The organism is Candidatus Nitrosopumilus koreensis AR1, assembly GCF_000299365.1.
Classification (GTDB): domain Archaea; phylum Thermoproteota; class Nitrososphaeria; order Nitrososphaerales; family Nitrosopumilaceae; genus Nitrosopumilus; species Nitrosopumilus koreensis.
In genome coordinates, this window is sequence record NC_018655.1 from 1227077 (window position 1) to 1252208 (window position 25132).

Here is a 25132-nt window from a genome sequence, read left to right on the forward strand (position 1 = left end):
GAAATGAATTTAGAAATGTGTTTGTTACCGAACAAGAAATTTCAGAATTACAAAATTTTGTTTTACAATTAAACTCAGTTACAGATGGAATCATAGTGGTTGAAGGAAAAAGAGATTGCAATGCATTAAGAAGATTAGGATACCAGGGAAAAATTTTAGAGTTTCATAAGTTTGGAGGAATGAACAAATTTGCAGACACAGTTGCAAAATATAAAAAAATTATTGTTCTTTTTGACAGAGACAGAAAAGGAAGATACCTTACAGGAAAGACAATTCAGTTGTTACAAAGAAGAACAAAATTAGATTTATCATACAAACGAAAGTTGAGACAGATTACAAAAGGGAAAATTATGTTTATTGAACAACTAGTTTGTTACGAATCTTATTTAGTCTAAGGCCAGATACCTTTTTGGTTAAAAGCCTCAATGACTCTTTCTACGGCTAAAACCATTGTGGCTTTTCTCATATCGATTTTGTGTTTCTTTGATAGTTCGTAAGCATCTTTGAATCCTTGAGTGATATTTTTCTCCATCTTGTTTGCTACTTCATCAAATGTCCAATAGTAACCCATGTTGTTTTGAACCCATTCTAGATATGATATACAAACACCACCAGAATTTGCCAAGATGTCAGGGATTACTAGGATCTTCTTTTGGTAAAGAATTGGATCTGCTTCAGGCAATGTTGGACCATTTGCAGCTTCAGCAATAATTTTACATTGTAATTTTTGTGCAATCTTAGCGGTAATTTGGTTTTCTAAAGCACCTGGAACTAAAACATCACATTTTGTTGTAAGCAGTTCTTCAGTAGAGATTTTTTTGCTTCCAGGAAATCCAACAACACTTCCTTTCTTTTGTTTGTGTTCTAAGATTTTACTAACCTTTGCACCTTTTGGAATTGAAATAGAACCTTTAGAATCACTAACTGCAATAACTTTTGCACCCATCTTTTCAAGATATTCTCCTGCAAATGTAGAGGCATTTCCGAATCCTTGTAAAACAACTTTAGCACCTTTAAGATTTAGTTTAATTGTTTTTGCAGCTTCTCTTACAGTATATGCTGCTCCTAAACCAGTTGCAACATTTCGAGCAAGAGAACCACCCATAGAAATTGGTTTTCCAGTGATTACTCCTGGAGAATATTTGTTACCGTTTAATTTACTAAATGTATCCATGATTTGTGTCATCTCTTTTCCTGTAGTGTAAACATCAGGAGCAGGAATATCTTTTTCAGGACCTATAACTTCTGAAATTTTATATGCAAATCCACGAGTTAGCCTTTCTAATTCATTGTCACTAAGTTTTTCAGTTTTAGGATTAACATAAATTCCACCTTTACCTCCACCTAGAGGAACATCTACAATTGCACATTTCCATGTCATCCATGAAGAAAGGGCCATAACTTCGCGTTCCATATATTCAACTCCACCTTCTGGATCAAAATATCGAATACCTCCTTTGTATGGACCTCTATCGTTATTGTGTTGACTTCTAAAACCTGTGAAAACTCTAATTTTTCCATTATCCATAGTTACTGGAATCTTTACTCTAAGAACCCTATTTGGCATTGCAAGATATTCACGCAAGCCCTTGTCTTTAATTCCTAAAATGTCACATGCATCATTGACTTGTTTTGTTGCATTAACAAACGGATCATTCTTTACCAAGACGATCGTTTTAGAAAGATTCGGATTATATAAGTTTGGTTGAAAATTTCTGATCGCTATTTCACATCATACGAATTAAAGATAGACTTTCTTGTGATTCATGTTTCTATCTAGTTTATCAATTGCTTCATCCAAAGCAGAGATATTCATTTCAAGAAAGTTTGACAAGTGGAAAATTGCACCGTATTTTTCACCAATTTTTGATACCATGTTATTTTTCTCAAGTACTTTCATGTGATGTTGTATGGCTTTGTAATCAAGATCAAGTTCTTGAGATAATTGATGAGTGTTGTATGGCTTGTCAAGCAGACTCATAATAATTCGTAATCGAGTAAATCCACCTCTAGTGCTAGTAAACAAATAAAACAATAATTTTCTAGTTTGTTTATCAGGTTTCCTTTGGTTTGAGACTTGTATAGATCTAAGTATTTCTTTGAATTCTAGTAATTGATTAGCCATTTTCTTAAAGTACGATGATTTTACTTAAAACCCTATTTCCAGATCTTTTCCATATTCAGGCTGCGATAATTACCCTTAAATTGACTGAGAATGAACTCGTCATAACATGATGGCATCACGCGGTTACGATATGACACCTACCATGTATTCTCCAGATGGCAGAATTTACCAAGTAGAATATGCCATAGAGACCGTAAAAAGAGGAACTCTGGCAATTGGGGTAATTAGTAAAGAAGGCGTCATCATGGCAGTTGAAGAGAAACCTCGTACATTACAAAGTACAGATGTTACACAGAAAATTTTCCAAGTAGATTATCATATTGGTGTTGCAGCAGCAGGATACATTCCAGATGCACGAGTTCAAGTTGACAGTGCAAGATTCTTCTCACAAGGGAACAGAATGACTTATGATGAATCAGTAGAAGTTGCTACCGTTGCAAAACATCTAGCAGACCAAGCACATCAATTTACTCAATATGGAGGAGTTCGTCCAAATGGTGTTTCAATGATCATAGCAGGTGTTGACCAAAAAGGAGAGTCAATCTATGTAACTGACCCAAGTGGAACTTATGTTCAATTTGCAGCAATTGCAATTGGTGCAGGTTCTGATGATGTGAATGAATTTTTGGAGAAAAATTACAAAGATGATTTAAGTTTGGAGGATGCAGCAGCATTAGCAATTGCTGCAATCAATCTAAAAGCAGAACAAAAAGAAGGAATCAATGACATCAAAATGGCAAAGATTTCATCCGAGTCTAAAATCTTTGAGAAAGTTTCTGAAGCAGACTTGCAGAAATATTCTCAAAATGCATCAAAGTTTGTTCCATAATAGAATTTTAGATTTGAAAGATATTCATTTCAGTATACAGAGACGATAGATAATGGGTTTAGGAAGTAATTATTGGGGCGAAGTAATAGAGGTACTTCGTGAAATCATTCCAGTTTATGACAAGGTTAATTCAATTATTTCATTAGGAAAAGATGTAGAGCATCGTAATCGTGGAATTTCACAAAGAGTTTTTCCAGGAAATAAAATACTAGACGCAGGTTCAGGCTTTGGCAACATGTCAAAGACAGCATTGAAGCTTACTGATGGTAAAATTTCAGTTACACTTTATGATCCACTAGTTCCGATGTTAAAAAATACAGGTTCCCATTTTGAAAAAACACCTGACATGGCAAATGGTGTTTTTGAACATATTCCATTTAAAGACGAAGAATTTGATGCAGTACTATGCGGTTATTCTTTACGAGACGCAATAAATTTGAGAATTGCAATTTCTGAAATCCACAGGGTCTTGAAAAAAGAAGGACGGTTTGTTATTGTAGATTTGGGAAAGCCCGATAGTGCATTCATCAGAGCAGGAGTTGCATTTTATCTTAGATGTATTTTACCAATCCTTGCATTTACTGCAGGAGGTAAGCTTGGATTAAAATTTGGAACGCTCTATGGAACTTTCAAGAGATGGCCTCAAAATAAAAAGCTGGAAGGCTTGCTGTTAGAGAAATTCTCCAGGGTAGAATTTGAGAAAGACCTTATGGGTGGAGCAATCATGGTTGCAGCATACAAATGAACAAAGTTCTGATTCTAGTAAACATCACTGGACTAATCATTGGGATTTCGTATGGACTACACGGACCAATCCTTCCAGTGTTTGCAAAAAACATCATAGGTGCATCATACTCTGAATTAGGGTTTATCGGATTAGCTAATTTCATCCCCTACATGTTTATTCCATTATTTGTAGGGATTCTTCTTGATAGGTTTAACAACGGATACCTTTTAGCATTAGGTGCTGCGATAAATTCTGCATCAATTTACCTACTATCAATTGCACAATCAGTTCCAGAAATCATGGGATTTAGGATAATGACAGGTGTGGCTCATGCATTTTTTTGGCCTCCATGTGAATCAATCATATCAAATGAGAGTTCTGAGAAAAACAGAGTAAGAAACATTTCATGGTTTACAATGTTTTTTGTCATTGGGTTCATGGTAGGACCACTGCTTGGAACCGTATTTTTAGAGGGACTAGACATAACATACAGAATTCTATTTCAGATTACTGCATTTATTCTGGCTACTGCATTGATTTCTGCAATTCTTGTCTCAAGAAAAAGTGTTAGAAATCATCACGAGCATTTTTCATTTTCATCAATCAAAGAGATGAAGAGGTTTCCAGAAGCCATAGTCTTGTTGCTTTTTTGCACATCATCATTTGGCATAGTTCTGACAATCTATCCAGCATTTCTAAATGATAATGGAATGACAGATACTGACATTTTGTTACTATTTTTTATTTTTGGAATTTCGCGGGTAGTGTCACTAGCATTAGCAGGAAAGCTTGCAAGAAAAACTAGTCATACCTTGATTGCTGCAGTATCTGCAATATCAATAGGACTTGCAATTTCGGCTGTTGCAGATTCCATCGTGGGATTTGCAGTGGCATTAGTACTGATGGGATTCGGGTTTAGTATATTTTTCCCACTTACTTTGGAGATAGTTTTGAGTAGGACCAAAAAAGGAATATCAGGAAAAATTATTGGTGCATATGAAACAGTTTTTGGGATGGGTTGGGTAATAGGACCAACAATCGGAGGTCCAATAACACAATCTCTCGGAGCCAACACACCATACTTGATATTTTGTGTTATAGGGGTTGGAGTAGCACTGCTTGCAACAATATCAAGAAAGAAATTAGAACCTCAAAGGACCGTGTATTAGATATCCATTGTTCCACGTTTCTTAGTACAGATATCTAGTGCATCAACTACTTCTGTAACAAAGACTTTACCGTCACCTTTAGTTCCGGTACATGCTACATTGGCAATTGCATTAATTATTTCATCTACTTTAGGATCATCAACTACACAGATTATCATTTCTCTGCTAAAGAATTCTCCAACTAAAGGAGGATCTTGTGAACCTTGACCCTGAACTTGATGAACAGTTACACCACCAACACCAATTTTTTTGATTGCAGCAATAACTGCATCTTTCTTTCCAGATGGAACTATTGTTTCAATTTTCTTCATAAATGTAAACTGTTTTGAATTTATTTAAATCAATAACTACTTCTCATTCGTGATATTGAGAAAAAATTGAAGATATAGGCATAAACACAGACATTACGTTTAATTTCAAATTAAGGTACACAAGAATATGATAGATCATTTGCTAAACATAGGAGGTAGTGAATGGATAATCATAATTTTTGTTGCGCTAGTTTTGATTTTAGGTACAGGAAAACTTCCAGGTGCAGCAAGAAAACTTGGAAAAGCAGTTAACGAATACAACAAGGCAAAAAACGATATTCAAGAAAGCATGAAAGAAGTTACAGAGGAGACACCAAAGATTTCAGGACCAGTAGAATCAGAGAGACAAAAACTAGAGACAATTGCAAAATCAATAGGAGTCAAAACAGAAGGTAAAACAGATGATGAGTTAAGAAAAATCATTTCAAATAAAATTGGCCAAAAGAAGATAGATGAGCCAGAAAACAACCAATAACTATTTTGATTTTTTAATTCGATACAAATCTTTGTCTAGTCGTTTTTTTGCAAATTTGTAATAATCAGGAACAATTTCAAATCCAAGAAATCTTCTGTTAAGCGATTTACTCACAACAGCAACTTGCCCTGAACCAAGAAAAGGATCTAATACAATGTCTTTTTTTTCACTAGAATATTCCAAGAGTTTTTGTATTAATTCTGAAGGAAGTTTTGTTGGTGTTTTTTCATCACCAGTCCAATATTCTCGTTTGATATCCCATACATCCTCCTTGTCCTTATAATGAAGACTACGCCCATCTTTTGTTTTATCTTCCTTTTTGAACCTAGAAAATGGAAAGAATTTCCGTTTTTTATCATCTTTGCAAACATAGATACAATGATAGTGAGATGTAACAAATTTCCTTTTAGTTACCACGCCAAACTGGTATTTCCAAATGATGTGGTTAATGGTAATAAAACCAACATCATCTAATGCTTGTAAAATATCCTTCAAATTGTTCCATCCTGAGAAAACATACATGCTTCCCGAATCCTTTAGAATTCGAAAAATCTCACTCATCCACATAAATGTAAAATCATAGTAATCTTCAGGTTTGATTTCATTGTATCCAGATATAACACGAGAGGATGTCCTGTTGTAATTTGCTTTTTTTGCCTTGAAATTTATGGCAAAAGGTGGATCAGTAATAACTAGATCAATCTTGTTTTTAGGAATAGATTTCATTCCTTCTATACAGTTTTGATTGTAAATTTTGTTAATCTCAATTTTTTTCAATTTTAAGTTCAAGACCATACTCTAGCATAATAATGTCATGGGTAAATTCTATGAAGTAACAATAAATCACTAATCATTTCTTAGCAAATAGATCTTGAAACTATCATGTCCCAAATGCAAGTCCAAAATAGAGATTCAAAAGACTTTCAATAAAAAAATGCATGTATCTTGTGGAAATTGTGGAATAGAAGACCTGCTAGAATTTTCAAAAAACATAGACGAGGTGTTTTTAGAGTTTCTTTCAAGATACGACAAGGGCTTAGTAGTTGAAAATGGATTGTCTGAAGGTCTCAAAAATGAAGGAATTGTACGTGATGAAAGCGAAATTAGAGATATGATTGGCAAAAACAAACCAGACAAAATAACTGAAGAAATTTTATTTTCAAAAAAAGATTATGTCTCGCAATACAAAGTTTTGAGCAATCCTGAGCCCAAGATGGGCTCTAAAGTAGAAGATTTAGGGTTAGATGAGGCAATTACCAAACACCTCAAGGAATTAGGAATTAATCAATTTTACAAATTTCAAGAAGAGGCAATCATGGAAATTGCATATGGGGAAAATATTGTCATTGAAGCACCTACTGCTTCAGGAAAAACAGAGGCATTTTTAATTCCAGTTATTCAAAAAATTAAAAAAATACAAGTGATGGCAAGGTCTTTGCAATTTTTGTTTATCCAACAAAGGCACTTGCAAGAGATCAGTTTCCAAAGATCAAAAAATTTGCAGAAAAAATTGGAATTAACGTAAAGGTGTTTGACGGAGATACAAAGATTACAGAAAGAAGAGACATCATAGACAATCCTCCACACATTCTTGTAACAAACTTTGATGTTTTACATTATCACATGTGGCATCAAACGAAATTTTCATCAATACTCAGTTCCACAAGAATTTTGGTAACAGATGAAGCACATGTGTATTCAGGTATTTTTGGCTCTAATGTACACTACATCATAAAAAGGCTCAAAAGAATTTGCACAAACAAACTGCAGTTTGTAGCCGCATCAGCCACACTAGATGATGCCAAAGGATTCTGTGAGAAACTGTTTGGAGAAAAAATGCAAAAAATTCAAGGCTCTGGAAAAAAAGGCCAAACAGACTTTGCAATGTTGTTTCCATCACTTCGGACACAAAGATCACTGATGGTTGAATTGACAAAAAAGCTTACTCAAAAAAATCACAAAACTATGGTCTTTAATAACTCACATCTAAATTCTGAATTACTAGCTATTCAAGCCAAAAAACAAAAAGTCAACATCAAGGTTCACAGGGCCGGATTAATGGCAAATTATCGAACATTTGTTGAAAAACAGTTCAAAGAAGACATGCTTGATGCAATTTCATGCACACCTACTCTTGAATTGGGCATAGATGTAGGAAATGTTGATTGTGTGATATCATCAACCATACCAGTAAATCGACTTATTCAGAGAATAGGTAGGGCTGCAAGAAAGGGACAGAAAGGATATGCGTTTTTGACATTAGGAAATGATCCAATTTCACAATACTACAAAAATCACCCTGATGACTATTTTGAGGATGTAGAGAAAACATACATCGATCCCAAAAATCCCTTTGTAGAAGAATTTCAAGTGTTGGCAATGGCTTGTGACAGACCAATATCAAAACATGAGCTCAAAGAACACCAAGAAGTAATAGAGCACCACATCATCAAAGGAACACTAAAAGAATTCAACAATAGAATAATTCCAAATTTTGACAAAATTAATTCTATTCTCAACGAATACAGCATAAGAGGAATAGGAAAATCAGTAGACATTTTCTTAAATAACAAAAAAGTAGGAGATAGAATTCTGCCAATCGCACTAGAAGAACTGCATAAAGATGCAATCTATTTTCTAGCAGGAATTAGATACAAAGTAAAAGAGTTTGACTATCCAGAAAAAAATTATGCAAAGATTGAGAAAATTCCCAGAGATTATCCATACTATACAAAGGCATTAACTGAAGAGTGGCCCACAATTGAAACAGTTTTTGAGAAAAGAGAAGCAGGTGGAGTTGAAGTTGCATTTTGTAAATTACATATTGAGAAAAAAGTATATGGATATGTCAATATCGAACTTGGACAAGAAGTAGCTCAAGGAGAAAAAGTTCTACTAGAAAATCCACTAGAATATAATTTCGTTACAAAGGGAATTGTATTTCATGCACCAAGACCTCTCAAAGTAATAGAAGAGTCTGAAGATGAAGAATACACAGAGGCAAGCGGATATCATGCAACTGAACATGTGGTAATTGAAGGAAGCAATATGATCACAGGAGGGGCATCTCAAGACTTGGGCGGCATATCACTAGGCACATCAGGCTTGATTTTCATTTATGATGGAGCAATTGGCGGAAGTGGTGCAAGCAAAGCACTCTATGACAGATTTGAGAAAGCACTTGAAAGAAGTATGTTTATTGTAAAGGAATGTCCATGCAAAAACGAAGCAGGCTGTCCTCGATGTACGTTCTCATACAGATGTGGAAACAACAATGAGTACTTGCACAAATATTCTTCTTTAGAAATTTTGGAGAGAATTAACAATGGTGAAAAAACACAACTAATTGATCCTACAGAAGGAGACAGGCCTCTTGTTTGAATCAAAATGGGATAAATATAACAGAAAATTATAATCATCATGGAAAAAGTAGCTCTAGTTACCGGGAGTTCTTCTGGAATTGGATTAGAGACGGCATTAGCACTTGCAAAAGATGGATATCATACATTTGCAAGTATGAGGGATGTATCAAAAGCAGGTGAATTAGAAAACGCTGCAAAAAAAGAAAATCTTCCAATTGAAGTGATAGAGCTTGACGTTGATAAAGAAGAATCTATCACATCAGCTGTTAAAAAAGTAATTGAAGATGCTGGAAGATTAGATGTTTTAGTAAATAATGCAGGATATGGACAATTTGGATGTACAGAAGATGTTTCAGTAGATGACTTTAGAAAACAGTTTGAAACTAATTTCTTTAGCGTTGTAAGAATCATTCAAGAGGTTGCACCAATTATGAGAAATCAAAATTCAGGAATTATTGTAAACATTAGTTCAGTAGCTGGAAGAATGGGATTACCAGGATCTCCTGCATATATCAGTTCAAAGTTTGCATTAGAAGGATTAGGCGAATGTTTACGATATGAGCTTGGTCAATTTGGAATCAAGACAACCCTAATTGAGCCAGGTGTAATCAAGACAAACTTTTTTGAATCAATGAGAGTTCCAGATTCAAAATCAGATCCAAAATACAAAGAGTTGACAGACCACATTCTTTCAGGACTAAAAATGATGGTTCAGATGGGAACTGCGCCATCACAGGTAGCAGAAGTGATCATCAAGGCGATTCATGATGATGAGATGCTTCCAAGATATGTTGTTGGGACAGACGCTGCCATGTTTATGGAGGCAAAAAAAATGAAAACAGACTTGGAATTTGAGAAATATATGAGCAAAGAATTATTTCCAAGTTAAAATATTTGAGTCACTGAATTTTACAAAAAACATGTCAACTAAACATTTTTGATTCTAATGGAAAGACAAAACATAGAGTCTAAGAAGACTTTTCAGATTTGACAGATGACTTCACTTGATGTCCCACCATCATAAAGATGAATTATTGCATCAATAGTACAATCAGAGATATAAGGAAAATCAGTTTCAATAGAGGGATACATAAGATCTTCAGGCGCTGTAGAATGCGCAAGACCAAATGCATGTCCAAGTTCATGACGCAATATTGTTTTAAATTGAGAATCAGAAAGATTATCTGTTTCAAAAATTACTATATGTGATTTTAAAATTTGGTTTTGTGTATCATCGGTTATTGATTTGGTCCAACCGGAATACCCATCACCATTTCTGAAATTAGAGAGTTCAATTGTAATATCACCTTCACCATTTTTTGAATTTATCAATTCAATGTTTATAGGAATAAACAATTCAGTATCTTGCTTTTCTGAAGCTGCTTCTAGTGCACCTTTCCATCCAAGATAATACGTAGACATAGTACCCTCAGGTCCTTTATGTAGTAATGAGTTGTCAATTTCAATTGTTTCGCCTGACAAGAGGACGGATTTTATTAATTCAATTTTTTCAGAATGCTTTTCACCATTAAGTATATTGACATATAGCGTATCACCATCTACCAACCTCCAAGAGAGATGAGTGTCAATTGTGTCTCCTTTCAAATTTTGAATGAAATATCCCGTATTTGTCAATGAATTCAATTCAACTTGGTGTTCTTCACCAACCACGGATGTGAAAAATAATGAAGAAAGTATCAGCACTCCAGATAAAATGGATGTAATTAAAACAAGATTCTTTTTAAATACGTTGTTTTTTTTTCCATGATTTGTTTCGTCAAGAAACAGAATTATCTTTGTCAATTCACTCCCTCTCGCACCTTATGAATTACTTATTTAATATAACATATGATCAAGTTATGGAGGGGTAAATTGGAAATAAAATATAATGGAAATTTAACATATTACAAATACACACTAATCAAAAAATGGGACAAAAATTTTAAGAATAACAAAAGAAGAAACTTAAAGTTTGTAAATGAAGTGTTGACATTATTTTGTTTTAATAATGAATTAACATCTTGGGAAGCAGCAAAAAAAATTTCAAAGAAGAATTTTGAATCAATTAATAAAAATGAAAAAAAAATAAAGAGATTATTTGTAGGACGGATGGATAATGGGACAAAATATGAAGGGTTATTACAAAACGAAATTATAATTAACATTAAAAATAAAAAAAATAACAAATATAGAATTTCTTTGTTTGGGTTGTTGTATTGTTTAACATATTTGAAGCTGACCAATAAAGAGATTGATAACATAGCAAAAATGCATCAAAAACTACTCCCAAAAATTTTTAGTCGTTGGGATGAAATGAAAGAAAAGGGAGATGAATGTTACAGATTACGATTGTTATCAAGAGGGCTACTACTAGATCGATTTGACATGATTAATGATAGAAAATTTCCAACGATGGAAATGTTATTTTATTTACATATGAAATTTTTAAAATATTCAGAAATGTGTCATGAAAAGGATTTGGCAGAGGAGATATCATATTGGTTTTATATCACATATTTTTATTCAAAAAGATCATATTCAATTCAAGAAAAAAATAACTTTAAAAAAATTCTTAACAAAAATCCGTCAATAAATACATGGTTCAAAAAATTTTTGTTCGAAACCAAAAAATATTTTAAAAAAAGTAACACAATATTGGTTAAAAATGAATGGGTTTAAGAGCAATAGAGGGTATTGAAAGGTATGAGTTTAAAAAAGAAAGTTTTGGTTATTGACGATGATAAAGAAGTGTTAGAAACCACTTCAGCTATGATAGAAATGTTTGGGTATGATACAATTCAGGCAGAGAATGGATTTGATGGAATTGAGAAATTAATAGAAAAACCAGATCTGGTGTTAATGGATGGAAGAATGCCAGGTATGGATGGATATGAGACATTTAAAAAAATGAGGGAAAACGATGCAAGAATCAACGTTATTTTTATGACTGCGTATAAAGACGACGAAAAGTGGAAAGAAGCAAAAAAAAATTGTGCCATATATAATATTCAGAAGCCTTTTGAGCCAAAATTTTTAGAAGAATTAATCAAAAGACACGTAAATCAAATTACAAATTGTTAGAAAATCAAACAGGCAAAACTATATGAAAAGTTGTAGGGTTTAGAGATACAGAGATAGAACCTCCATGTTGTTCTATAATGTTTTTACAGGTAGTTAATCCCAATCCAGTACCCTGTTGTTTGGTAGTTGTCAAAGGTTCAAAAACAGAATCAACGATATTTTTTGGTATTCCAATACCAGAATCTTGAAAATAAATATGGATTAGATTGTCGGTTTTTTTGTAGAATATTTTGATACTACCATCTTTATCCCCTATTGCATGAATTGAATTATGAATCAGATTAATGAAAACAATTTCAAGTTTATTGAGATCTGCACGAACTTCTAATTTTTCTTTTGGGAGTTCAACAGATATATGTTTTGGAATCATGATTTGAGTCAGCACATCTTGCAAAAATGATTTAAGTTCTAATGAGGAGTAATCAAGTTTGGATGTTTTTACAAAATTTAACACATCATTAATTTGATGATCAATTCTACGTATAGATTTTTCAACAGATTCAAAATATTTTGTTAGTTCTTTTTCTTGTATGGTTTTCATTCTCAACACAATAACAGAATTTTTAATGGCTGTAAGCGGGTTTTTAATATCATGTGCAATACGAGCAGATAATTCACCTATCGTAAGCAATTTTTCAGTTTTTAGATTTTTTTCAACTATCTTTAATTTTTCTTGGAGTTGTTTTAATTCAGAAATATTAACTAAAACAGTATTACTTCCAATCAGAGCATTATTAGCATCATACAGGTTCGATACTGAAATCAAACAAGTCACAATTTTACCGCTCTTTGATTCTAAATCAATCTCTAAACCTTGAACATTACCATGACCCTTCCAAGTCTGAAAAATTTGTTCTAATTTTTTCTTATCATGATCAGCAACGTGATCGAATATGTGTGCTCCTATAACTTCATTTTTAGAATATTCAAGGGTTTCACAATATTTCTTATTACAATTATTGATTTTCCCATCCAATCCAACACTTCTTAACATCTCAGGCATGCCATCATAGAGATTTTGATATCTTTCTGAAAGCGATTTGATGGAGTCAGTGTATGATTTTATTTCATCAACCATTTGTTTGAAACTTCGTGCTAATTTTCCAATTTCATCATTACCAAATTTACTAATATCAATCTGAAATTGCCTTTGAGTAATGTTACTAGTCTGAGATTCCAAAATACGTATAGGTCTTGTAAGAATTCGGGCAAAATATAACGAAGTTGCAATTGCAACAAGAATAGAAAATACGATCAATATTATCAATAGAATAATAGTCTGGTAAAAGGAACCAAATAATTCTGGAGAAGAAAATTCAATTGCATAATAATAATCATCATAATTTGTAGAAATTAGATAGAAAACTGAATCATGATAATGTATAGTTTGTATCAAAGAATTATCTACTAGATTGTTTAACGATGTTTGTAATTGTAGTTTTTTTTCATTTGAGAAATTATTAAAAAAAGATGTTGCAGATTGGATGTCTTTTGAAATAGTATCACCATCAGAATTTATAATGGTACGAGACAAATAAGAATTTGAAGAGAAAGTAGGTGGCAACACAACATCATAAATTAATAACACATATCCAATAGTTTCGACATCATTATTGATGGTACTCAAAAATCCCAGACTATTTCCAAAGCGCATATCAAATTCAGAAATAACATTTAATTTTTTTAAATCATTTTTGTTTTGAATTTTCATTTGAATATATTCTACATATGGCTTGTACGAAGAAAGAACATCTACAGTGTAAACCATATTACTAAATTTATCAAAAATAATAATATTTTGAATATTTTTATTGTTATTTTCAAAGGAAGAGGAAATAGACTCTAGTTGGAAGAGATATGGTAATGATTCAACAGAGGTTGATGTATCCAAAAAAGTCATTGAATGGATAAGTATGTTATTTTTTGAAAAAATATCTAAAGAATTTTCAATATAAGACAGGTTATCATAGATTTGAGTTTGTCCAGAAATTAAATCAGAATTTATTTCAGATTGAACAGTATTTGAAAAATTTTCATATTCATTTATCAACAAAAAAGTACTAAAAAGAGTCAAAGGGATGACGCTAGATAACAAGACAATGAAGAGCAGCCTATGATAGAAACTAGAAAAAAAATTCATGACTGGTTTTCCCAGGAATTTCCCCATTTTGCATAAAGGTAATTTAAGAAATCATTCCATTCACCGACTGTTCTTGTATCAGGGTAAGGATTAGGAGGGATGGGGTTTTGAGAGCTGAAAATAATTTCAACTTGACCATCAGACAAGATTTTACCTATACGCATAGTTTTGTAAACATGATTAGTAGGATCAATACCAGTTATTCCACTAGGGGCAGAAAAGGTAATTTGTTTTAACTTATCAAGCACGTCATCATTTTCAAAAGAATTTGCTTTTTCAACAGCCTTTGCATAAAGGTAAATTCCTACATAAGCTGCCTCCATAGAATCAGAAATGAAATACTTAGACCCAAGTGTTTTTTTAATATTTGACACAAATTGACGGTTCTCATAACTGGGTATATTTTCAAAATAATTCCACACAAGATAATCATCTTCTACAGATACAGCATAATTAGAGATTTGTGATTGACTCAAACTAAAAGACATGGTAGGAATCAGATCAGAAGTTATTCCCTGTTTTCTTAATTCTTTAAAAAAATATTCGTTGCTATCACCGTTAATAGTGTTAATAATTACATCAGGATTTGTTTTCTTTATGTTTGCAACTATATCCACAAAATTTTTTGCTCCAAGTAATGCATATTCTTCTCCAACAATATCAAAACCGTATGTTTTAGAATAGTCTTTGATTATTGTATTTGCACTATATGGAAAAACATAATCAGACCCCACCAAGAAAAATTTTGTTCCAAGATTTTCTTGTGCCCAGATTATTCCAGGTATTACCTGTTGATTCGGGGCAGCCCCCAGATAAAGAATATTCGGACGAGATTCTAATCCTTCGTATTGTACAGGATAAAATAAAACCGCATCATATTCATCTAATACAGGAATCATGCTTTTTCTACTTGCGGAAGTCCATCCACCAAAAATTACAGACACATTATCATCTTTTAGTAAATCGGTTGCTCTAGATGCAAATGTTTGTCCATTTGATTCACCATCATAAATTATTGGAACAATTTTTTTATCTAACAAACCACCTTTGGAATTAATTTCTTCAATCGCAAATAATGTTGCATTAAGCACAGGCAATTCACTTGAGGCCATAGTTCCAGTTAACGAATGTAATATTCCAACTTTAATCACATCGTGTTGTTGAGAAATATTTTGACTTGGAGTTAATACAGATTCAGAATCAAATGAAAAGAAGAAAAAAAGACCTAAAGCAAAAACAAAGAATCCAATTAATGCAAGAATCACAAATTCATTTCTTTGATTCAATTTTTTTCAGTATATTTTGAATTATTTATCTATGTTTATCATAGTTTGAAAAAAGATGTAAAAAAATATCACCTTACATCACGGCAAATAGAAAGGATTATCAATTATCATTAGAAATCATTGTGTGGATGAAGTAAAATTTGAAGAGTTATGCAAACAAATCTTTGCAATAAATGAAAAAATCCGTTTTGTAGGTATTGTAGAAAATAACAAGTTTTTTTATAAAATGAGAGAAGGAATAAACTCATATCTTTCTAAAAAAACAAACAGAAGAATCTCTTCTAGGAGCATTGAAAAGATGGGAAATTAGAGATGAATTTAAAGAAGAGATTGGAGATGCGTTTTACGCAATGGCAATGTATGAACAAACAAAACGATTTACAATGAAGATGGGAAAGGGATTGTTGTGCATCAGTACAGAAATAGATGTTGATAACGATGAGATTGTCATGAAGGTACTAAATGAAACCAGTAAGGTATTATGATATAGACATTAAATATCAGATCCGTGATTAGTAAGAATAGATTGATATACACATAGAGTCCAGTTTTTGTCAAAGTCCACAATTTTAGAGTGAAAAAGAATGAAATGGAAAACACTACAACACAACGGAATCTTATTTCCTCCTGCCTATGAGGCACAGGGTATTAAAATAAAGATCAAAGGAGAAAAAATCAATCTCAGTTTAGAGCAGGAAGAGATGGTATACCAATGGGCAAAAAAGAAAGACACCCCATATGCTCAAGACAAAGTTTTTCAAAAAAATTTTACAGCAGATTTTGCAAAAACACTAGATTCTAAATTTAAAAAAATTTCATATGAAGATATTGATTTTTCTGATGCTTACAAGCTTGTAGACAAAGAAAAAGATCTCAAAGAGATGATGACAAAAGAAGAAAAAAAGGCAATTGCTGCAAAAAGAAAAGAGCTTCGTGAAGAACTCAAAGCAAAATACGGAGTTGCCATCATGGATGGAATAAAAGTCGAAGTTGGAAACTACATGGCAGAACCACCAGGAATTTTTATTGGCAGAGGAGAGCATCCATTACGAGGACGATGGAAACCTCGTGTTACACCAAAAGATGTCACGCTAAACATGGGAAAAGAGGCAAAAATTCCTGAAGGAAAATGGGGTAAAATTATTCATGATAAAGATTCAATGTGGCTTGCAAGTTGGATGGATTTTCTTACACAAAAAAGAAAGTATGTTTGGCTTGCAGACACTGCAGGACTAAAACAAGACAGAGACAAAGAAAAGTATGAAAAAGCAGTAAAGCTTGCAAAAGAAATTGAAAAAATCAAAGATAGAATTGTAAAAGATATGAAGAGTGCGGATCCAAAAATTAGTAGAATTGCTACTGCATGTTATTTGATTTACAGAACTGCTATGAGAGTGGGAGATGAAAAGGATCCAGAAGAAGCAGATACTGTTGGTGCAACTACCCTAAGAAAAGAACATATCAAAATTACTTCAGATGCAATAGAATTTGACTTTTTAGGAAAAGACAGCGTCAGATGGCAAGAGACAGTCAAAGCAGAAGGACAAGACAAACAATTTCAAGAAAACCTCAAGAAATTAGTAGAAAAGAAAAAACCAAAAGATGAGATTTTTCACGATATAACTTCACGACATGTTAATGCATATTATTCTAGTATTGTAAAGGGACTTACTGCAAAAGTATTCAGAACATATCTGGCAACAACCGTGGTCAAAGATTATCTAAAAGAACATGACAACATGAAGGGAAAATCAGACAATGAGAAACTATACCATGCAAAACTAGCAAATCTTGAAGCCGCAATTATGTGTAATCACAAACGAACCATACCAAAAACGTTTGAGCAGTCATTACAAAAAAAGAAAGATACTCTCAAGAACAGGGAAAAAGAAAAAGCATGGGAGAAAACACAGCAGACCCTCAAAAAAGTAGAATCAACTGAGCCAAAGACAGAGACTCAAAAAAAGAACAAGGCAAAAAGAATCAAGACATTAAATGAGCAAATCAAGAAACAAAAACAAAAACACAAAGAACGAATTGAGAAACTAAAGTTACAGGTTGACTTGTCAGAAAGGACTAGGGATTACAATCTTGGAACGTCACTTAGAAATTACATAGATCCACGTGTTTTCAAGGCATGGACTGATGAGGTAGGTGCAGAATGGGAGAAATTGTATACTGCTGCACTTCAAAAGAAGTTCCTCTGGGTCAAAAATGAAAACGTAAAGTGGAAGGAAATTAAATAATTAAAAAAGATTACTTGGGAACATATTCAAAGCCAGGTCCCCATGTAGAGCGCTGTCTCTTTTGATAATCCTTTGAAGACTCTACATCTCCTTTCTTAGGATCATTCATGCCAAGGTGAGGGTCTATCGGAGAATAACCCGAGCATTCAAAATGGAATTCATTTGTTAGTGCAAATCCATTGTAAAAGCTTTCTTCAAGATCATGTTCTGTTTTAAGAATATAATCAGTTACATGGCAACTTGAATAATCATATCCTCTAGCAAGAACATCTCCATACATCAAATCAATTTTTACATTAAACAATTCATCATTAGAAGAAACCCCAGTTGATTTTGCACCAGCCTTTCTAGCATTATCAACCACATCATAAAGCAATGGGGTTACTCCAGGCACTCCTACAAGTTCAAATGTAGGATTTGCTCTTGCAATCAGATTACCCTGATAAAACTCAGGAAATTCTACAATCTCAGTTCCACTATCAAAACTAAATGTAGCCACGGCTTTAGGACCAGTACCCATGTTATAATCAACTGTGACAGGCTCAGGTTCATTGTCTGGATTTACAGGACTCAATCCAGAACACTCAACATCAAGAATTTCTGCAGTAGCAAATCCGCGTTTTCCAGTATACCCTTCTTCTTTATCTTGCAAAGTTAGTATATCATATCCACTTACAATACAGCCCTCATATTCAAGTCCACGTATTTTTTGTTCAGGTACTGCTGTTAATCCACTCAATTTTTCAGGAATTACAAATTCTACATTAACATCAAAGTCTTCATTAAAACTTGTCGCAAGGCCATCAACTTTTTGAGATTTTATAATTGCATTGTCAATTAATGGGTGAGGTAGCACTGCAGTGATTATTTGGAAGCTTGGAGTTCCAATATCTTCCTCACTAAATCCTCCAGTTGATGTAAAGATTACAGATTCTATCTTTTCAGCACCATTATCAAAGTCAAATGTTAGAAAAGTTCGTAAATCATTTGCTTGTTTGAATGGCAATGCGCCATAATCTGTAAAAGTTCTTTCTCCAGGACGTACACTTGGAAAATTTTCTTTTTGATTGATTGATACACCACCGCAGTTAAACTCTATGGAATTGACAATAGCAAATCCAGAGTTTGCTGCATGATAGGATTCATAATCATCATTTTGGGTTGTTACAGAATGTGAAGTGATTTCACAGTTTCTGTATGAGAATGATTTCAAGGTTGTATCAGCTTGCATTATTTTTACATCCGCATCAAAAAATCTATGATCATATTCAAATGCACTACCGCCAGTTAATTTTGCTAGTCTGAATTTGTATGCTTCATCTAATGCCATATGAAGATGAGGGTTATGACCAACTACACCTTCCATCGAAAAACTAGTTCCAGAACCAGATACTATATCAGAAGTAGTTGAAAAGACAGGGAAATTTACAGTTTCAACACCGTCTCTAAAATGAAAAGTCGCCACATTGTGTATTCCTGCTACAAAATCATATTCATGAGGAATTCCCTCATCATCTGCAAATGCCATGTTTGAAGATACTTGAGAATACATTAGAATTGTTGAGATTATTAGAATGGATGTCAGAAAAGCGGTTTTTTGAAAAAATCTCTTCATTGAGGCCAATATTCCAAAAAAGAAGTTAAAGAGTGAGTATTCATTGCAAGGCAGTGTATTTTTTTGAAAAAATTTAGTTATAAAAAAACAAAAATGCAAGCAAAATTTTGAAAGAATCATTTAATTTCCCATATTTTCAGGCATATACTATGCCGGGGTAGCTCAGCCTGGTTAGAGTGCCAGTTACTTGGTAAACTCTAGCGGTTCTCCAACTAAGGCAATACTCATAATCTGGAGGTCGCGAGTTCGAAACTCGCCCCCGGCACACATACGGCATCCAACTAAAGATGCAATACAGTACCAGGTTCAAAACTATGTAGAACTATGCAATTTTCACAGGGTATCTAACTACACTGCAATGGAGTTTAATTCACGTGGGCTTGGATAATTAGGATATTTTGAATAATTTTTTTGCATGTTTATACATGAAACCATCCCTGAACTCACTTTTGATTTTCAATTTTGCAACAAAATTAAGATAAGAATCCATTGTACTTATTGGCCAATCAGTACCGTATAGAAGATAACGAGGTTCACCTGCATAGTTGATAAGCTCTGCAACTTTTTCCTTTATCATTTTTTCAAAATAATGATCAAACGAACCTATTACCAATCCAGAAACGTCTGCATACACATTCTTATTTTTGTAGAGAACTTCTTGGGCATCTTGAATCCAAGGATTTCCTAAATGACACATAACAATTTTTAGTTCAGGATTGTCTACTGCAACCTCATCTAGGTTAAGTGGTCTTGCAAAACGCAACTTTCCCTTTTCAGAATAAGTATCTCCCGTATGAAACATCACAGGAATGCCAAACTCTATGCATGTATCATAGACTTTTTGGTAACGCTCGTCATACGGATAATAATGCTCATATCCAGAATAAATCTTCATGGCTTTGATTTTACCGTCTTTTATCCATTGCCGATACTTTCGCAAGTCATCATCTGTATGGTTGTCAATGGTAAATCCTGCTGCAATCCCTAAATTGTCATATTTTTGAATGGCGTCAATGATCTGTTTTGTTGATGGACGTTCAGAATTGACTTTGTAAGAAGACAGTATTATGGCATAATCTACATTATTGTTGGTCATCTCAGTTTGAAGTGCGTTTAAACGATCTTCCAAGTTTGGAACATTCTGAAGTAGTTCGTATTGATTTATGTGAACGTGGCAATCAATGATCATTGTCTACAAAATTGGGGTTTTTCCATTCAATAAAAGTTGCATAGTTTAGAGACCTAGAATCTTTGATGTAATTTGGCAGAATTTTGATAAATCTGAACCCATTTCTTAATTGGAATGATAAAACAGGTTCTCGTATTTCATGGCGTTTGACCTTTTTGACATAATCAATCGGAGTCAATGATTCTGCATGTTCACAGTAATTGAAGATTCTTCCGCCTGCAATAATCCTTTTTAGTCCTAATTTTATTGCAAGATCCTTTCGGGCATTATACAATTTTGTGGCAATTCCCAATCGTCTAAAATCAGGATGAGTTAATACCTCTGCTCCATAAAGAGTATCTCCTTTCGGATCATGATTTTTAAACATGCTATCTCCACAGACTTCTCTCCACGAATGTTCTTTGTATTCAGGATTTAATGTGATTATCAAACTACTAGACGAACCAACTATCATGTCTTTGTATTCTGCTACAATCTGCCCCTCAGGAAATTTGTTTATATGCTCTTTGAGGTGCTTGGGTTTCCAATAGACCCCTTCAGCTGCCATGTAAGGAAAGGCAACTTTTTCTAATTCAATAATTTTTGAGATATCCTCCAAATCCATTTTACGGACAGTTACATAGTTTTTAGTATTCATGTTATTTTTAGCAATTTTATAGTATTTTTTTACAAATAAAAGAATTCAGAGAATTGGTTGAATGTGTATGGGATTTGATCTCAGGGAATTAGACTAGTTTGAACATTTTTGTTTTATCTTTATTATGCAAAGATATGTCATGATTCCTTGTGTTGAACAACCCAGTCTTTGATTGCCATGTCTGTGCGATGTTTCTGACATCTGACATGAGGACATGGAATCAATCTAGTGCATTCTGGCTCTTCACATTTTCTATATGATCCTGGAATGTTGGTTCCTTTAGGAGAAATTAATGTCATGTTAATTTTTTGACCGTTTAGAACTGCTCTTTTTCAAATGGGTTTTTTCGTGTTTGCGTACTTCATCAAACGTGTATGATGTTCCAATCCAATGAAAATCGCATTGACTGCATCGATACTTCATTTTTTAAGACACCTACACCCACAGTCAAACATTCCAGCTTTTTCCATGCATTGTTCATGATGTTCGTTATAGCACTTGTTACAGGTTATCATCTATGAAGACCTCTTTACCAGATGAGTCTTTTCATGGAGAAGTAATTGCTGGATGTTATCTTCAGCTGCATCCCAAGTGAAATTGCAGTGTTTGCAACGATATGTCATTATTTGGCGGTACTCTCTGATTTCTTTTTTTCAGATTCTGTGAATGCATTTACATCACTAGCACTTTCGGTTTTACAAGAACCAATTTTCAGTTTTTCAAGTATTTTTTTAAACATACTTTATCTAGTTTATCTACGATATATACCGGCGTAATTCAACAAAAATTCCAATAATGTTAATCCTTACAAATTTCATAAAAATAAAAAAAGAGGTTTTGAGAATATCTGAAAATAATCTAGTTTAAAATTAATCAAACGAAACTAATCTAAAATCTTCTACTTTCTATGTTTTGGCAAACATTCTTTGCAATATACGGGTCTATCCTGTTTTGGTTCGAAAGGAACTTCAGAATCTTTACCACAGTCAGCACATGTACATGGGTACATTTTTCTTTCTTGTGACATACTTTTGATGAATTTCTTAGCTATAAGAACCGGTGTATTTGGGGGAAAAAGATCAATAATACATCTTGTTCTTATAATAGAAGAAAAGACAAGAGCATGAAAATAAAAACCACAAATATGACTAATTGTGTGGGTATTTCAAATTTCAACGGGCTTGATTTGATGCAATATGAATTATAGAAAATCTATTCTTTACTATCTTAACATATTGGATTCAGAATATGAAGAAAATAATGAGACCTTATCAGATGATTAAGAAAATTTTTTGATGAGATAAAATATGCCAGCGTAAACTCAAAAATCAAAGGCAAGAATAGATCACTATGTGATTGGGATTAGGCACAAAAAATAATTGCAAAATAAGCCAGTTATTATATGATGAATAACAATTGATTGCGGAATGATTTTTTGGTTTTAGAAGTTATCAAGAGCGACTCTTTCTGCAATCGTTGTGGAAAAAATAGTGTGATTTCAGATAATGAGACAGGGGAAAGATTTTGTGATAAATGTGGTTTTGTAATTAGAGAAACATTACAATCATCAGGCCCAGAATGGAGGTCGTTTGCAAAAGAAGGAGGTACTGATCCAACCAGAACAGGAGCACCAACGTCGCTTACGATGCATGACAGAGGACTGTCCACAGTTATTAGTCAAAGTAACAGAGATGCTACTGGTAAGCCACTTTCAACATCTATGAAAAGTACCATTGAAAGACTGCGAACTTGGGATAGCAGAAGTAAAGTAACTTCATCTGCAGATAAAAATCTCAGACAGGCACTTGGTCAGTTATCTGTACTTAAAGACAAACTTTCACTTTCTGATTCTGTAAATGAAAAAGCATCATACATTTACAGAAAAGCATTAGAAAATGGACTAGTAAAAGGCCGCTCCATATCAGCATTAATTGCAGCATCAATATATGCAGCATGCAGAGATACTGAAACTCCTAGAACTCTAAAAGATGTTGCCGATGCAGGTAACATTAAGAAAAAAGATATTTCCAGATGTTATAGAATATTGCATTATGAATTGGAACTCAAGATGCCTGTTGTAAATCCAATTCAATGTATTGCAAGAATTTCAAGTAAATTACGAATAACAGAAAAATCAAAGCGCTATGCAATCAAAGTACTTCAAGTTGCTCAAGAACATGAAGAAAGTGCTGGAAAAGATCCTATGGGTATTGCTGCAGCTGCATTATACCTAGCATGTGTCAAAAACAATGAATATGTAACTCAACGTGATGTTGCAGAAGCATCAAATGTTACCGAAGTCACAATAAGAAATCGATACAAAGGTCTAAGATTAGACCAAGATACAGAATTACAGGTAAAATAGATATGGTTCAAACAAAAGCTGTAATTGCAATAGTCAACGTGGTGGCATCTGCAACAATAGAACAAAAACTAGATCTAGTGGATATCACAAAAAAATTTCCTCATGTAGAATATCATCCAGAACAATTTCCAGGTGCAGTATTTAGACTTCAAGAACCAAAAACTGCAACATTACTTTTTGGTTCAGGAAATATGGTATGCACAGGTGCAAAATCAGAAGAGATGGCAATTCAGGCTGTAAACACGGTTGTTAGAAAACTAAGAAAAGGTAGAATCAAGATTAAGAAAGAACCAAAAGTAACAATACAAAATATTGTATCCTCAATTAATCTTGGGGGCAAGGTTAACTTGGAACAAGCAGCTAGGACTCTTCCCAGAAGCATGTATGAACCAGAACAATTTCCAGGATTAATTCACAGAATGCTAGATCCTAAAACCGTAATTCTGATTTTTGCTTCAGGAAAATTAGTTTGTGTTGGAGCTAAACTTGAAAAAGAGATACATCGTTCCGTAAATCAAATTCATAGCTTGTTAGAAGAGAAAAATTTGATGGTATATGAAAACCCTGTATTGAAAATCTAAACTGTTGAAAATACACTACTAGTAACTTAAGGGGCCATCGGTATCTGAATAAACGGAGTTCCGCCTTCACCAACTACCAGAGGCAACTTTCCATCCCAGGCTTGTGTTTTTAGCCATTCCAAATAGTTTGGATTCTCAGAAAGTGCCTTATTGATAATTGCGATTGCTTCGGCCTCACCTTTGGCTTCTGCAATATTTGCATTAGCAAGACCAATGGCGTTTGCTTCACGTTGTCTTGCCTCCACCTCAATTCGTCTCAAATCATTTTCGGCCCGAAGTGCGTTTTGCTCTGCCTCTACTTTGGACTCGATGGCTTGAGCAAATAATGGCGAGAATTCAAAGTCAGTGATGGAAATCACATCTGTTACCACATTAAATTGGTTTAGCCTTTCTGTGATTGCAGCTTCAATATCTTGTTTGACAAGAGGCCTTTTTGTAATTAATTCTTCAGCATTGTACTTTGCAGTGACTTGTTTTACTGTCTCCTCGATTGCAGGCTGAATTACTCTGTTTTCATAATCCAGTCCCAAATTCTTGTAGAGTGTGTGTACTCTTTCTTTATCGGGATGATAGTTGACTGTAACTGTTGTCTCAACTGTCTGCAAATCTCTTGATGCACTGCGGGCATCACTTGCATATTTTAGAGTACGAACTTCAATGTTGACTACTTCATCTTGGAATGGCACTACAAAATGCAATCCTTCATCAAGTGGAGGTTGCGTTAAATCAACTGCATTCCAGTGTAAAAGAACGCCTCTGTGACCAGAATCCACGATTTTTACTGACGCAGTAGCTATTACTCCAATCAAAATAAGAACAACAATTCCTATTGCAACACCTTTTGCGGCATTCATATTTACATTAACACTAGGCGAACGGTATTGAGACAAGTACAGATTGTAGTTGTTTCTCTTTATTATACCCGTAGATTAACGCGGGTTTATTAGTAAGAACAGACATTTTATTGCGAAATGATTTTTTGGAATTTGATTCA

Annotated in this window: 26 protein-coding genes, 1 tRNA gene and 1 pseudogene; 15 read left to right on the forward strand and 13 right to left on the reverse strand. The window is 33.6% G+C overall.

From position 1 onward, the window contains the following. Positions 1 to 17 precede the first annotated feature (17 nt). The gene (locus NKOR_RS07325) at positions 18 to 395 is read left to right on the forward strand and encodes a toprim domain-containing protein (RefSeq protein ID WP_014963722.1); all 378 of its coding nucleotides are present in this window, start codon (positions 18 to 20) and stop codon (positions 393 to 395) included. On the opposite strand, the gene NKOR_RS07330 is transcribed toward NKOR_RS07325, so the two are convergent. Both NKOR_RS07330 and NKOR_RS07335 read right to left on the reverse strand, forming a co-directional pair. Continuing rightward, on the reverse strand, positions 392 to 1666 hold the full coding sequence (locus NKOR_RS07330) for a Glu/Leu/Phe/Val family dehydrogenase (protein WP_014963723.1): 1275 nt from the start codon (positions 1664 to 1666) through the stop codon (positions 392 to 394). The genes NKOR_RS07325 and NKOR_RS07330 overlap by 4 nt on opposite strands. A gap of 75 nt (positions 1667 to 1741) precedes the next feature. Continuing rightward, positions 1742 to 2125: an ArsR/SmtB family transcription factor gene (locus NKOR_RS07335; RefSeq protein WP_014963724.1), complete on the reverse strand. Its 384-nt coding sequence runs from the start codon at positions 2123 to 2125 to the stop codon at positions 1742 to 1744. 106 nt (positions 2126 to 2231) lie between these two features. On the opposite strand from NKOR_RS07335, the gene NKOR_RS07340 reads away from it, so the two are divergent. The 3 genes from NKOR_RS07340 to NKOR_RS07350 are packed head-to-tail and all read left to right on the forward strand — an operon-like array spanning position 2232 to position 4850. Then, on the forward strand, positions 2232 to 2954 hold the full coding sequence (locus NKOR_RS07340; RefSeq protein ID WP_014963725.1) for an archaeal proteasome endopeptidase complex subunit alpha: 723 nt from the start codon (positions 2232 to 2234) through the stop codon (positions 2952 to 2954). Positions 2955 to 3006: 52 nt separating this feature from the next. Next, positions 3007 to 3699: a class I SAM-dependent methyltransferase gene (locus tag NKOR_RS07345; RefSeq protein ID WP_014963726.1), complete on the forward strand. Its 693-nt coding sequence runs from the start codon at positions 3007 to 3009 to the stop codon at positions 3697 to 3699. Further along, positions 3696 to 4850: an MFS transporter gene (locus NKOR_RS07350; RefSeq protein WP_014963727.1), complete on the forward strand. Its 1155-nt coding sequence runs from the start codon at positions 3696 to 3698 to the stop codon at positions 4848 to 4850. Before NKOR_RS07345 ends, NKOR_RS07350 begins: the two co-directional genes overlap by 4 nt. Here the strand turns inward: NKOR_RS07350 and NKOR_RS07355 are convergent. Then, positions 4847 to 5161: a P-II family nitrogen regulator gene (locus NKOR_RS07355; protein ID WP_014963728.1), complete on the reverse strand. Its 315-nt coding sequence runs from the start codon at positions 5159 to 5161 to the stop codon at positions 4847 to 4849. The genes NKOR_RS07350 and NKOR_RS07355 overlap by 4 nt on opposite strands. Positions 5162 to 5288: 127 nt before the next feature. Between NKOR_RS07355 and NKOR_RS07360 the strand changes: the two genes are divergently transcribed. Beyond that, complete coding sequence (locus tag NKOR_RS07360) at positions 5289 to 5636, forward strand: Sec-independent protein translocase subunit TatA/TatB (protein WP_014963729.1); 348 nt, start codon at positions 5289 to 5291, stop codon at positions 5634 to 5636. Here the strand turns inward: NKOR_RS07360 and NKOR_RS07365 are convergent, their stop codons facing one another. After that, entirely contained in the window at positions 5637 to 6431 is a 795-nt protein-coding gene (locus NKOR_RS07365; protein WP_014963730.1) for a DNA-methyltransferase, read from the reverse strand. 520 nt (positions 6432 to 6951) lie between these two features. Between NKOR_RS07365 and NKOR_RS10665 the strand changes: the two are divergent. The 3 genes and pseudogenes from NKOR_RS10665 to NKOR_RS07375 form a co-directional block, all read left to right on the forward strand. Next, positions 6952 to 7811 (forward strand): annotated as a pseudogene (locus tag NKOR_RS10665) (DEAD/DEAH box helicase); the annotation flags it as partial. 873 nt (positions 7812 to 8684) lie between these two features. Beyond that, the gene (locus tag NKOR_RS10670) at positions 8685 to 9017 is read left to right on the forward strand and encodes a Zn-binding domain-containing protein (RefSeq protein WP_232202954.1); all 333 of its coding nucleotides are present in this window, start codon (positions 8685 to 8687) and stop codon (positions 9015 to 9017) included. Between the two features lie 39 nt (positions 9018 to 9056). Continuing rightward, positions 9057 to 9887: an SDR family oxidoreductase gene (locus NKOR_RS07375; protein ID WP_014963731.1), complete on the forward strand. Its 831-nt coding sequence runs from the start codon at positions 9057 to 9059 to the stop codon at positions 9885 to 9887. A gap of 92 nt (positions 9888 to 9979) precedes the next feature. Here NKOR_RS07375 and NKOR_RS07380 read toward each other — a convergent pair whose 3' ends face one another. Further along, positions 9980 to 10801 carry a matrixin family metalloprotease gene (locus tag NKOR_RS07380; protein ID WP_014963732.1) on the reverse strand — a complete coding sequence of 274 codons (822 nt, stop codon included), beginning with the start codon at positions 10799 to 10801 and terminating at the stop codon, positions 9980 to 9982. Between the two features lie 69 nt (positions 10802 to 10870). On the opposite strand from NKOR_RS07380, the gene NKOR_RS07385 reads away from it, so the two are divergent. Beyond that, the gene (locus tag NKOR_RS07385) at positions 10871 to 11677 is read left to right on the forward strand and encodes a hypothetical protein (RefSeq protein ID WP_014963733.1); all 807 of its coding nucleotides are present in this window, start codon (positions 10871 to 10873) and stop codon (positions 11675 to 11677) included. A gap of 24 nt (positions 11678 to 11701) precedes the next feature. Further along, positions 11702 to 12079, forward strand: coding sequence for a response regulator (locus NKOR_RS07390; RefSeq protein WP_014963734.1), 378 nt, complete (start codon positions 11702 to 11704; stop codon positions 12077 to 12079). A gap of 4 nt (positions 12080 to 12083) precedes the next feature. On the opposite strand, the gene NKOR_RS07395 is transcribed toward NKOR_RS07390, so the two are convergent. Further along, a complete protein-coding gene (locus NKOR_RS07395) occupies positions 12084 to 13979 on the reverse strand; it encodes a sensor histidine kinase (protein ID WP_232202947.1) in 1896 nt (631 codons plus the stop codon). A gap of 236 nt (positions 13980 to 14215) precedes the next feature. Then, complete coding sequence (locus NKOR_RS07400) at positions 14216 to 15505, reverse strand: urea ABC transporter substrate-binding protein (protein ID WP_014963736.1); 1290 nt, start codon at positions 15503 to 15505, stop codon at positions 14216 to 14218. Between the two features lie 290 nt (positions 15506 to 15795). On the opposite strand from NKOR_RS07400, the gene NKOR_RS07410 reads away from it, so the two are divergent. Together NKOR_RS07410 and NKOR_RS07415 are read left to right on the forward strand one after the other, a co-directional pair. Further along, on the forward strand, positions 15796 to 15990 hold the full coding sequence (locus NKOR_RS07410; protein WP_014963738.1) for a hypothetical protein: 195 nt from the start codon (positions 15796 to 15798) through the stop codon (positions 15988 to 15990). A gap of 99 nt (positions 15991 to 16089) precedes the next feature. Beyond that, positions 16090 to 17751, forward strand: coding sequence for a DNA topoisomerase I (locus tag NKOR_RS07415; RefSeq protein WP_014963739.1), 1662 nt, complete (start codon positions 16090 to 16092; stop codon positions 17749 to 17751). Positions 17752 to 17761: 10 nt separating this feature from the next. Here the strand turns inward: NKOR_RS07415 and NKOR_RS07420 are convergent, their stop codons facing one another. Beyond that, a complete protein-coding gene (locus NKOR_RS07420; protein WP_156794367.1) occupies positions 17762 to 19279 on the reverse strand; it encodes a hypothetical protein in 1518 nt (505 codons plus the stop codon). Between the two features lie 238 nt (positions 19280 to 19517). On the opposite strand from NKOR_RS07420, the gene NKOR_RS07425 reads away from it, so the two are divergent. Then, positions 19518 to 19631 (forward strand) — tRNA-Met (locus NKOR_RS07425). Between the two features lie 123 nt (positions 19632 to 19754). Here NKOR_RS07425 and NKOR_RS07430 read toward each other — a convergent pair. From NKOR_RS07430 to NKOR_RS10695, 4 genes are all read right to left on the reverse strand, one after another. Beyond that, entirely contained in the window at positions 19755 to 20555 is an 801-nt protein-coding gene (locus NKOR_RS07430) for an amidohydrolase family protein (RefSeq protein WP_014963741.1), read from the reverse strand. Then, the gene (locus NKOR_RS07435; protein ID WP_016939323.1) at positions 20545 to 21159 is read right to left on the reverse strand and encodes a GNAT family N-acetyltransferase; all 615 of its coding nucleotides are present in this window, start codon (positions 21157 to 21159) and stop codon (positions 20545 to 20547) included. Before NKOR_RS07435 ends, NKOR_RS07430 begins: the two co-directional genes overlap by 11 nt. A 170-nt stretch (positions 21160 to 21329) precedes the next feature. After that, positions 21330 to 21491 carry a hypothetical protein gene (locus tag NKOR_RS10075; protein WP_016939324.1) on the reverse strand — a complete coding sequence of 54 codons (162 nt, stop codon included), beginning with the start codon at positions 21489 to 21491 and terminating at the stop codon, positions 21330 to 21332. Positions 21492 to 22090: 599 nt separating this feature from the next. After that, complete coding sequence (locus NKOR_RS10695) at positions 22091 to 22219, reverse strand: CxxC-x17-CxxC domain-containing protein (protein WP_014963743.1); 129 nt, start codon at positions 22217 to 22219, stop codon at positions 22091 to 22093. A 408-nt stretch (positions 22220 to 22627) separates the two neighbouring features. Between NKOR_RS10695 and NKOR_RS07445 the strand changes: the two genes are divergently transcribed. Together NKOR_RS07445 and NKOR_RS07450 are read left to right on the forward strand one after the other, a co-directional pair. Beyond that, a complete protein-coding gene (locus tag NKOR_RS07445; protein ID WP_083879807.1) occupies positions 22628 to 23557 on the forward strand; it encodes a transcription initiation factor IIB in 930 nt (309 codons plus the stop codon). A 2-nt stretch (positions 23558 to 23559) separates the two neighbouring features. Next, positions 23560 to 24138, forward strand: coding sequence for a TATA-box-binding protein (locus NKOR_RS07450; protein WP_014963745.1), 579 nt, complete (start codon positions 23560 to 23562; stop codon positions 24136 to 24138). A gap of 26 nt (positions 24139 to 24164) precedes the next feature. Here the strand turns inward: NKOR_RS07450 and NKOR_RS07455 are convergent, their stop codons facing one another. Then, on the reverse strand, positions 24165 to 25028 hold the full coding sequence (locus NKOR_RS07455) for a prohibitin family protein (protein WP_026089983.1): 864 nt from the start codon (positions 25026 to 25028) through the stop codon (positions 24165 to 24167). Positions 25029 to 25132: the final 104 nt, after the last annotated feature.